This window comes from Paraburkholderia ginsengiterrae, from assembly GCF_001645125.1.
GTDB lineage: Bacteria > Pseudomonadota > Gammaproteobacteria > Burkholderiales > Burkholderiaceae > Paraburkholderia > Paraburkholderia ginsengiterrae.
In genome coordinates this window covers 1-447 of sequence record NZ_LXKA01000266.1, presented here as the reverse complement: position 1 = coordinate 447, position 447 = coordinate 1, and the positions used below count along the sequence as shown (strand labels likewise).

Here is a 447-nt window from a genome sequence, read left to right as displayed (position 1 = left end):
GGTCGGGCGCCTCGGCACCGAAAACTGGGTGGCGGCCTTCATGCAGGGCGTGAAGGATCTGGCGCCGACGGCGCTGGTGATCGCGATCGCGCGCGCCACCATGGTGATCGCGCGCGACGCCCACATCATCGACACCATGCTGCACGAACTGATGCCGCTGGTGCAGTCGAGCCACCCGGTGTTCGCGGCCCAGAAGATGTACCTGATCCAGTCGATCATCAACTTCTTCATCCACTCGGGCAGCGGCCAGGCCGCGCTGACCATGCCGATCATGGCGCCGCTGGCGGACCTGGTGGGGGTGTCGCGCCAGACCGCCATCCTCGCCTTCCAGCTCGGCGAACTGTCCACGCCGATGATCCCGACCTCCGGCATCACGGTGGGCGTGCTGGCGCTGGCGCGCATCCCCTGGCTGACCTGGGCCAAGTGGATGATCCCGCTGCAGCTGAT

Annotated in this window: 1 protein-coding gene; it reads left to right on the top strand. The window is 67.3% G+C overall.

Annotation, left to right across the window (positions count from 1 at the left end):
* Window positions 1-447 (top strand): Na+/H+ antiporter NhaC family protein (locus tag A6V37_RS20070; protein ID WP_167361445.1); only part of this gene is annotated, 447 nt, incomplete at both ends.